Consider the following 8,214-nt stretch of genomic DNA (forward strand, 5'->3'; position numbering starts at 1 on the left):
ACGGTGAAGACGACACCGCGGGCCCGGACGGCGACGCGGCCCGCCGTCGTGTCGTGGGCGCCTGCGGCCGCGTGGGCGTCGACGGCGTCCGCGGGCGGGTGGAGCAGTCCCTCCACGCGCGAGGCCACCGCGCCGAAGCCGGCCACCGGATGCCACCTCGAGGGGTCGGCCAGCGCCGCGTCGACGAGGAAGCCCAGGGCGATGCCGCAGGCGCGAGAGGTGTCCATGGGGTGCGCGCGGAGGGAATCGAACCCCCGACCGCTGGTGTGTAAGACCAGAGCTCTAACCGCTGAGCTACGCGCGCGTACGCCAGCGCCTCACGGGCGCCGGCGCGGCTCAGAGTATCCCACCGTGGGCCGCGCCTCCCCGCGGGGCGGGCGCGGAGCTCCGGGGACGCTCGGCCCTACTTACGCGGCATGCTGTTCTTGCGGAGGGCGAGCCGGCTGCCGACCCAGTCCCCGATGGCCGCCGTCCGGGTCTGGAGCATCCCCGCGGTCTGGGCGGACTCCGCGATCACGGCGGGCTCCACGTGCCCGTCACGCCCCGTTTTGGGGGTGAGGACCCAGACGGACCCCTCGTCCGCGAGCGGCGTGACGACGTCCATCAGCCGATCCACGAGGTCCCCGTCACCGTCCCTCCACCAGAGCAACACCGCGTCGACCACCTCATCGGTGTCCTCCTCCAGCAGCTCCGATCCGACGGCGTCCTCGACGGCCTCGCTGATCGACTCGTCGCAGTCGGAATCCCATCCGACCTCCTGAACGAGCATGCCCTCCGTCAGATCGAGCTGACCAGCGACCTGGTCCGCTCCGTCCTGCTGGTTCGCCGCGGCGACCACCGTGGTGTTCCTCCCTCTGTTCCGAGTAGTCCATCGAGGTAGTTCATCGAGGACTTTCGCTGACCAGGAACACTACCCGCGGACAGGCACCGGGGAAACGACTACCGCCCATTTACCGGCGCGGGGCATCCCGCGACGGTGTCGCGGGTCACGCTTTGGGGCACAATCGGAAACGACGGGCCGACGGTGGCCCGGTCCGAGCCCGACGCGGTCCGCCACACACCCGTGGACCGCGGTGCGGGCCCGACGCTGTACCGACGAGTGGTGGCCCCACCGGGCCGCCACGGTACGAATCACAGAAGTGAGGACGAGAAGCATGACCGAGAACGCAGGCCCCAGGAACGGTTCCGCACCCACCAACGTGCCGGTCCTCCGCGAGGGCGTCGCGTCCTACCTGGCGGACTCCGATCCCGAGGAGACCCAGGAGTGGATGGATTCGCTCGACGGTCTGCTCGCCGAGGCCGGGCCCGAGCGGGCTCGTTACCTCATGCTGCGGCTGCTCGAACGTGCCTCAAAACAACGCGTACCGCTCCCGGCGCTCACCTCCACGGACTACGTCAACACGATCCCCACCAGCCTCGAGCCGGAGTTCCCGGGCGACGAGGCGGTGGAGCGTACCTACCGCCGGTGGATCCGCTGGAACGCCGCCATCATGGTCCATCGCGCGCAGCGCCCCGGCATCGGCGTGGGCGGCCACATCTCGACCTACGCGGGCGCGGCGCCGCTCTACGAGGTGGGCTACAACCACTTCTTCCGCGGCAAGGACCATCCCGGCGGCGGTGACCACGTCTTCTTCCAGGGCCACGCCTCCCCCGGCATGTACGCCCGCGCGTACCTCGAGGGTCGGCTCCGCGAGCACGATCTCGACGGCTTCCGGCAGGAGAAGAGCCACCCGGGTCGGTCCCTGCCCTCCTACCCCCATCCCCGCTCGATGCCCGAGTTCTGGGAGTTCCCGACCGTCTCGATGGGTCTCGGGCCCATCAACGCCATCTACCAGGCGCGGTTCAACCGCTACCTGCACAACCGCGGCATCAAGGACACCTCCCAGCAGCACGTCTGGGCGTTCCTCGGCGACGGTGAGATGGACGAGGTCGAGTCGCGCGGCGCGCTGCAGATCGCGGCCAACGACGCGCTGGACAACCTCACCTTCGTCATCAACTGCAACCTCCAGCGGCTCGACGGGCCCGTCCGCGGCAACGGCCAGATCGTCCAGGAGCTGGAGTCCTACTTCAACGGCGCCGGCTGGAACGTCATCAAGGTCGTCTGGGGCCGCGAGTGGGACGCGCTGTTCGAAAAGGACACCGAGGGCGCGCTCGTCTCGCTGATGAACTCCGTCTCGGACGGTGACTACCAGACGTTCAAGGCCAACGACGGCGCCTACGTCCGCGAGCACTTCTTCGGCCGCGACCCCCGCACCGCCAAGCTCGTCGAGGACATGACGGACGAGGAGATCTGGGACCTGCGCCGCGGCGGGCACGACTACCGCAAGATCCACGCCGCGTACAAGGCCGCGCTCGAGCACACCGGTCAGCCGACCGTGATCCTGGCCCACACCATCAAGGGCTTCGGGCTGGGTCAGAACTTCGAGGGGCGCAACGCGACCCACCAGATGAAGAAGCTGACGCTCGACGACCTCAAGCTGTTCCGCGACAAGCAGCAGATCCCGATCACCGACGAGGAGCTCGAGGCCGACCCCGCCCAGCCGCCGTACTACAACCCGGGGCCGAACTCCCCCGAGATCCGGTACATGCTGGACCGCCGTGCCGCGCTGGGCGGTCACGTGCCCGAGCGGCGGCAGACCTTCACCCCGCTGAACGTGCCCGACATCGACGCCCTGAAGTCGCTGCGCAAGGGCTCGGGCAAGCAGGCCGTGGCCACGACGATGGCGCTCGTGCGAACCGCCAAGGAGCTCATGCGCGACGAGTCGCTGCGTGACCGTTTCGTGCCCATCATCCCGGACGAGGCCCGCACCTTCGGCATGGACTCGTGGTTCCCGACGCTGAAGATCTACAACCCGCACGGCCAGAACTACACCTCGGTCGACCACGAGCTCATGCTGAGCTACAAGGAGGCCAAGAACGGCCAGATCATGCACGAGGGCATCAGCGAGGCCGGTTCGGTCGCCGAGTTCACGGCCGCCGGAACCGCATACGCCACCCACGGCGAGCCGATGATCCCGCTGTACATCTTCTACTCGATGTTCGGCTTCCAGCGGACCGGCGACGCGATCTGGGCGGCCGCCGACCAGCTCGCCCGGGGCTTCCTGCTCGGCGCCACCGCCGGCCGCACGACCCTCACCGGCGAGGGCCTCCAGCACATGGACGGACACTCCCCGCTGCTGGCGGCGACCAACCCTGGGATCATCTCCTACGACCCCGCCTGGGCCTACGAGGTCGCGCACATCATGCGTGCCGGCGTCGAGCGGATGTACGGGCCGGGTTCCGCCCACGAGACGGAGACCGACGGCATCGACCGCAACGTCTCGTACTACATCACCCTGTACAACGAGCCCGTTCCGCAGCCGGCCGAGCCGGAGGATCTGGACGCCGACGCGCTACTGCGGGGCCTGTACCGGTTCCGGGCGGCCGAGTCCGGCACCCACAAGGCCGCCATCCTCGCCTCGGGCGTGGCCATGTACGCGGCGGTCGACGCGCAGCGGATGCTCGCCGAGGACTGGGACGTCGCGGCCGACCTGTGGTCCGCGACTTCCTGGACCGAGCTGGCCCGCGACGGTTTCGAGTGTGAGCGACACGCTCTGCGCCACCCGGATCAGCAGCCGCGCACCCCGTTCGTCGCGGCGGCGCTGGCCGACGCCGAGGGGCCGAAGGTCGCGGTGAGCGACTTCCAGAAGGCGGTGCCGGACCAGATCCGCGCCTGGGTCCCCGGTGACTTCACGGTTCTGGGCTGCGACGGGTTCGGGTTCTCCGACACCCGGCCGGCCGCTCGTCGCTTCTTCAACACCGACGCCGAGTCGATCGTCGTCGCCGTGCTGGCGGGGCTCGTCCGCGAGGGCGCCATCGAGAAGGTCACCCTCCTCGAGGCCGCGCGGCAGTACCGGATCGACGACGTCATGGCCGCCCCCGAGCCGACGACGGATCCCGGAGTGGCGTGACCGAGACGTCCGACCCCGCCACCGGGGAGAGTCAGCCGGAGCGCGTCCGGCGGCGGTCGTCCACGCCGCCGGACGACAGGCCGGTCTCCGACGCTCTCCTCAAGCGCATCACGCGGTACTCGGGGACCCTGTCCACCGAGGCGGTCCGCGCACTGGAGCAGGAACTGCCGTTCTTCGCCGAACTCTCGGCGGACCAGCGGGCGGAGATCCAGCTGATCATCCAGAGCGCGGTCCGCGACTTCGTCACGTGGGTGCGCAACCCCGAGGCCCCGCACACCGACACCATCGCCGGTTTCAAGCTGTTACCCAAGGGCGTCGGTCAGGGGCTCACCCTGCAACAGACGGTGCAGCTCGTGCGCTCGACCCTCGAGTACTTCGAGCTGGTGATGCCCCGGATCACCCACAACGAGCGACAGCGCGGCCTGATGATCGCGGCAGTCCTGAAGTTCGGCCGCGAGCTTGGGTTCACCGCAGCCTCCGTGTACGCCGCGGCGGCGGAGAACCGCGGCGCGTGGGACACGCGCATGGAGGCGATGATCGTCGACGCCGTGGTCCGCGGGGACCGGCACGCGGATCTCATCTCCGGCGCCTCCGCACTGAACTGGGATCCGACGACCGCGGCCACGGTCATCATCGGGACCCCGAGGGAGGATCTGGGTCTCGCCTCGGTACCCGCCGTCCACAGGGCCGCCGTCTCGTCCGACCGGCACGCGCTGGCCGTGGTGCAGGGGGCCCGCCTCGTCGTCATCCTGTCGGGAGAGCTGGAGTCCTCCGCGTCGATCCCGCCTACCGTGCTCGACGCGTTCTCCTCGGACGCCCCCGTCGTCCACGGACACACCGTGGGCTCCCTGGTCGAGGCCCCGGACAGCGCGGCGGAGGCGCTGTCCGGGGCGGCGGCGGTGAGCGGCTGGCCCGGCGCGCCGCGGCCCGTCGCGGCGATCGACCTCCTACCCGAGCGCGTCCTCGGGGGCGACCGCGGCGCGGCGGCGATGTTGGTCGACCGGATCGTCACGCCCCTGCGCGGTGCGGACGCCTCCGTCGAGGACACCCTGCGGGCCTATCTCGACTCCGGCGGGCACGTGGAGAAGTGCGCCCGCGAGTTGTACGTCCATCCCAATACCGTCAGGTACCGCCTGAAGAGAGTGAGTCAAATCACTAAATTCGACCCCCTCACCGCTCGAGACGCATTCGTGCTGAGAATCGCGCTCGTCCTCGGGAAGTTTGCCGAGCGAACTACTCAAGAGGGCTAAATATTCACTTGCGTCACAACCTGTAACGAAACCTCTTCCTCCGGAGATGGACGAGCAGCCAGCTCGAGATTTGTGGGGATCCCACAAAATCCCGGGCTCGTTTCTGGCTTCGGGAACATCATCCGAAAGGGGCCCGGCCGTGTTGTCTGATACCCGTGCTTTGCCTAACCGCCCCTGGACAAGGGTCACAGAAAGCCGGGATGCTCGCGCCCTGGCTCGAGTTGCCCGGCGCCTCCGACCGTCTCGCCGACTGGTCCGCGTCGAGCGGACTCGATCTCGAGCGCCTCGGCACCACGGCGACCCTGCAGGAGATCACCGACACCGCGGTGACCCAACCACTCGTGGTGGCCTCCGCACTCCTCGGTGCCGCGGAGTTGCGCCGACGCGGTCAGGTCCCCTCCGACACGCTCGTCGCGGGTCACTCGATCGGCGAGATCGCGGCGCTGGCGATCGCCGGCGTGGTCTCGGAGGCGGACGCCCTGCGCCTCGCGTCCGTCCGCGGAGCGGCGATGTCACGGGCGTGCGCCGAGCGACCGACCGGGATGATCGCCGTTCTCGGCGGGGTCGAGGCCGATGTGCTGCTGGCTCTGGACAATGCCGGGCTCGCGCCGGCGAACCGGAACGGCGCGGGGCAGATCGTCGCCGCGGGCCCGCTCGAGGCCTGCGACGCACTCGAGCAGAACCCGCCCACCCGGGCGCGCCTGCGTCGGCTCGAGGTCGCCGGCGCGTTCCACACGAGCCACATGGACTCCGCCGTCGACGAGTTCCGCGCGCTGGCCGAGACGATCGTGGTCAACGATCCCGAGCTGACGCTGCTGTCGAACGCCGACGGCATGGCGGTCACCTCAGGCCGTGACGCGCTGGACCGGGTGGTCTCGCAGATCACCCACCCGGTGCGCTGGGACCTCTGCACGCAGACCATGCTCAAGCTCGGCGTGGACGCGTTCGTCGAGCTGCCGCCGTCCGGCGCGCTCGTCGGGCTGGCCAAGCGCTCGATGCGCGAGGTCGCCCGCCACGGCGTGACCGTCCCGGAGGACATCGAGACCGCTCTCGCGACGGTTCCCGCCCTCAGCGGGGCCTGAGGCCTCCCCCGACCACCCCCGTTCGTCGGCCGTCGTCGATGATCGGGTACGACAAACGTCCGTCGCGCCCGTCGGGCACGACATCACCCATCAGAAAGGACACCACATGGCACGCACCGAGGCCGAGATCATCGCAGGACTCGCGGAAATCGTCGAGGAGGTCACCGGGATCGAGCCGTCCGAGGTGACCCCCGAGAAGTCCTTCGTCGACGACCTCGACATCGATTCGCTCTCCATGGTGGAGATCGCCGTGCAGACCGAGGACCGATACGGAGTGGAGATCCCCGACGAGGACCTCGCCAAGTTGCGTACCGTGCAGGATGCGGTCGACTACATTCAGAAGATCGACCAGAGCTGATTTCCCGCCCCGCACGTCGGGGGCGGGGACGCGTTCAGGGCCGAAGGTGCGGTCGGTGCACCACGTCGAGCCCGCGTCCCTTCCCCGCGTGCAGGGCACTCCACAGATCGCCCCGCCCAGAGCGGGGCGCCGGGCACGAGGTCCGGAAACGGGACGGGGGTCCCGCTTCCGGTCATCGTCCGCCCACAAGCCAGTCCGGGGGTCCGTCACAGGTGCACGCTCCCTCCCCGGGACGTGCACCAAGGAAAGGACTGCACTCATGACCATCACCAGCGCTGTTGACCAGAACACCCAGATCGATCCGCGCGACCCCGTCGTCCGGCTCGAGAACCTCTTCGATCCCGCCTCGCTGGAGTTCATCACCGAACCCGACGCCTCGGGAGCCCTGGCCGCGCGCGGCCTGATCGACGGTGAGCCCACCATCGCCTACGCCACGGACGCCACCGTCATGGGTGGCGCCATGGGCCTCGACGGGTGCCGGCACATCGTTCGCGCGATCGATGTCGCGATCGACGAGCAGCTGCCCATCGTGGGCGTCTGGCACTCGGGGGGTGCCCGCCTCGCGGAGGGCGTCGAGGCCCTGCACGCCGTGGGTACCGTCTTCGAGGCCATGGTCCGCGCCTCGGGTCTGGTCCCCCAGATCTCCGTCGTGCTCGGACCCGCCGCCGGTGGCGCCGCCTACGGCCCCGCCCTGACCGACGTCGTCATCATGGCGCCGGCGGGCAAGATCTTCGTCACCGGGCCCGACGTGGTCCGCTCCGTGACCGGCGAGCAGGTCGACATGGAGGGCCTGGGCGGCCAGGACGTGCACCACCGCAAGTCGGGGGTGTGCCACATCGCCGCCGAGGACGAGCGCGACGCCCTGAACCGGGCCCGCCGACTGGTCACCCTCCTCACCGCGCAGGGTGAGTTCGACCAGCGCCTCCTCGAGGGCGACCACACGGACCTCGCCGGGCTGCTGCCGGAGTCGCCCAAGCGCGCGTACGACGTCCGCCCGCTCGTCCACGGCCTGCTCGACTCCTCCGAGCTGGACGGCAACACCACGTTCGAGGAGCTGCAGTCCAAGTGGGCGCCCAGCATCGTCGTGGGCTTCGGTCGGATCGCCGGCCGCACCGTCGGCGTGATCGCCAACAACCCGCTGCGACTGGGCGGGTGCCTCAACTCCGAGTCGGCGGAGAAGGCGTCCCGTTTCGTCCGCCTCTGCAACGCCTTCGGTGTGCCGCTCGTCGTGATCGTGGACGTGCCCGGGTACCTGCCCGGCGTCTCGCAGGAGTGGGACGGCGTGGTGCGCCGCGGCGCCAAGCTCCTGCACGCGTTCGCCGAGGCGTCGGTCGCCCGCGTCACGCTCGTCACGCGCAAGATCTACGGCGGTGCCTACATCGCCATGAACTCCCGCGCGCTCGGTGCCTCCGCCGTGTTCGCGTGGCCGGACGCCGAGGTGGCGGTCATGGGCGCGAAGGCGGCCGTCGGCATCCTCCACAAGCGCACCCTCGCGGCCGCGCCGGAGGACGAGCGCGAGGCCCTGCACGAGCGGCTGGCCGAGGAGCACGCGGCGATCGCCGGCGGCGTCGGCC

At 70.0% G+C, this 8,214-nt stretch carries 6 protein-coding genes, 1 tRNA gene and 1 pseudogene; 5 read left to right on the plus strand and 3 right to left on the minus strand.

Annotated features, from left to right (window positions below):
* From G6030_RS11925 to G6030_RS11935, 3 genes and pseudogenes are all read right to left on the minus strand, one after another.
* A pseudogene (locus G6030_RS11925) lies at positions 1–227 on the minus strand (hypothetical protein); the annotation flags it as partial.
* Between the two features lie 4 nt (positions 228–231).
* Positions 232–304: transfer RNA gene (locus G6030_RS11930), tRNA-Val, on the minus strand.
* A 99-nt stretch (positions 305–403) separates the two neighbouring features.
* Positions 404–838: a DUF3052 domain-containing protein gene (locus G6030_RS11935; protein ID WP_007628241.1), complete on the minus strand. Its 435-nt coding sequence runs from the start codon at positions 836–838 to the stop codon at positions 404–406.
* A 316-nt stretch (positions 839–1,154) separates the two neighbouring features.
* On the opposite strand from G6030_RS11935, the gene aceE reads away from it, so the two are divergent.
* The 5 genes from aceE to G6030_RS11960 all read left to right on the plus strand — a co-directional run.
* Positions 1,155–3,950, plus strand: a complete 2,796-nt coding sequence (gene aceE, locus G6030_RS11940; RefSeq protein WP_182643268.1) for a pyruvate dehydrogenase (acetyl-transferring), homodimeric type — start codon at positions 1,155–1,157, stop codon at positions 3,948–3,950.
* Positions 3,947–5,200, plus strand: coding sequence for a helix-turn-helix domain-containing protein (locus G6030_RS16880; protein WP_182643269.1), 1,254 nt, complete (start codon positions 3,947–3,949; stop codon positions 5,198–5,200). Before aceE ends, G6030_RS16880 begins: the two co-directional genes overlap by 4 nt.
* Positions 5,201–5,355: 155 nt before the next feature.
* On the plus strand, positions 5,356–6,282 hold the full coding sequence (locus tag G6030_RS11950; protein ID WP_182643270.1) for an acyltransferase domain-containing protein: 927 nt from the start codon (positions 5,356–5,358) through the stop codon (positions 6,280–6,282).
* Positions 6,283–6,388: 106 nt separating this feature from the next.
* The gene (gene acpM / locus G6030_RS11955; RefSeq protein WP_007629089.1) at positions 6,389–6,640 is read left to right on the plus strand and encodes a meromycolate extension acyl carrier protein AcpM; all 252 of its coding nucleotides are present in this window, start codon (positions 6,389–6,391) and stop codon (positions 6,638–6,640) included.
* A 259-nt stretch (positions 6,641–6,899) separates the two neighbouring features.
* The coding region (locus G6030_RS11960) for a carboxyl transferase domain-containing protein (RefSeq protein WP_182643271.1) at positions 6,900–8,214 on the plus strand (1,315 nt) is incomplete at its 3' end.

The sequence above is a fragment of the Dietzia sp. E1 genome (assembly GCF_014145015.1).
Classification (GTDB): Bacteria; Actinomycetota; Actinomycetes; order Mycobacteriales; family Mycobacteriaceae; genus Dietzia; species Dietzia cinnamea_A.

Bases quoted from the DNA above. Each gene is read 5' to 3' on its own strand.
- acpM (WP_007629089.1), top strand. From the start codon at position 6,389: ATGGCACGCACCGAGGCCGAGATCATCGCAGGACTCGCGGAAATCGTC.
- aceE (WP_182643268.1), top strand. From the start codon at position 1,155: ATGACCGAGAACGCAGGCCCCAGGAACGGTTCCGCACCCACCAACGTG.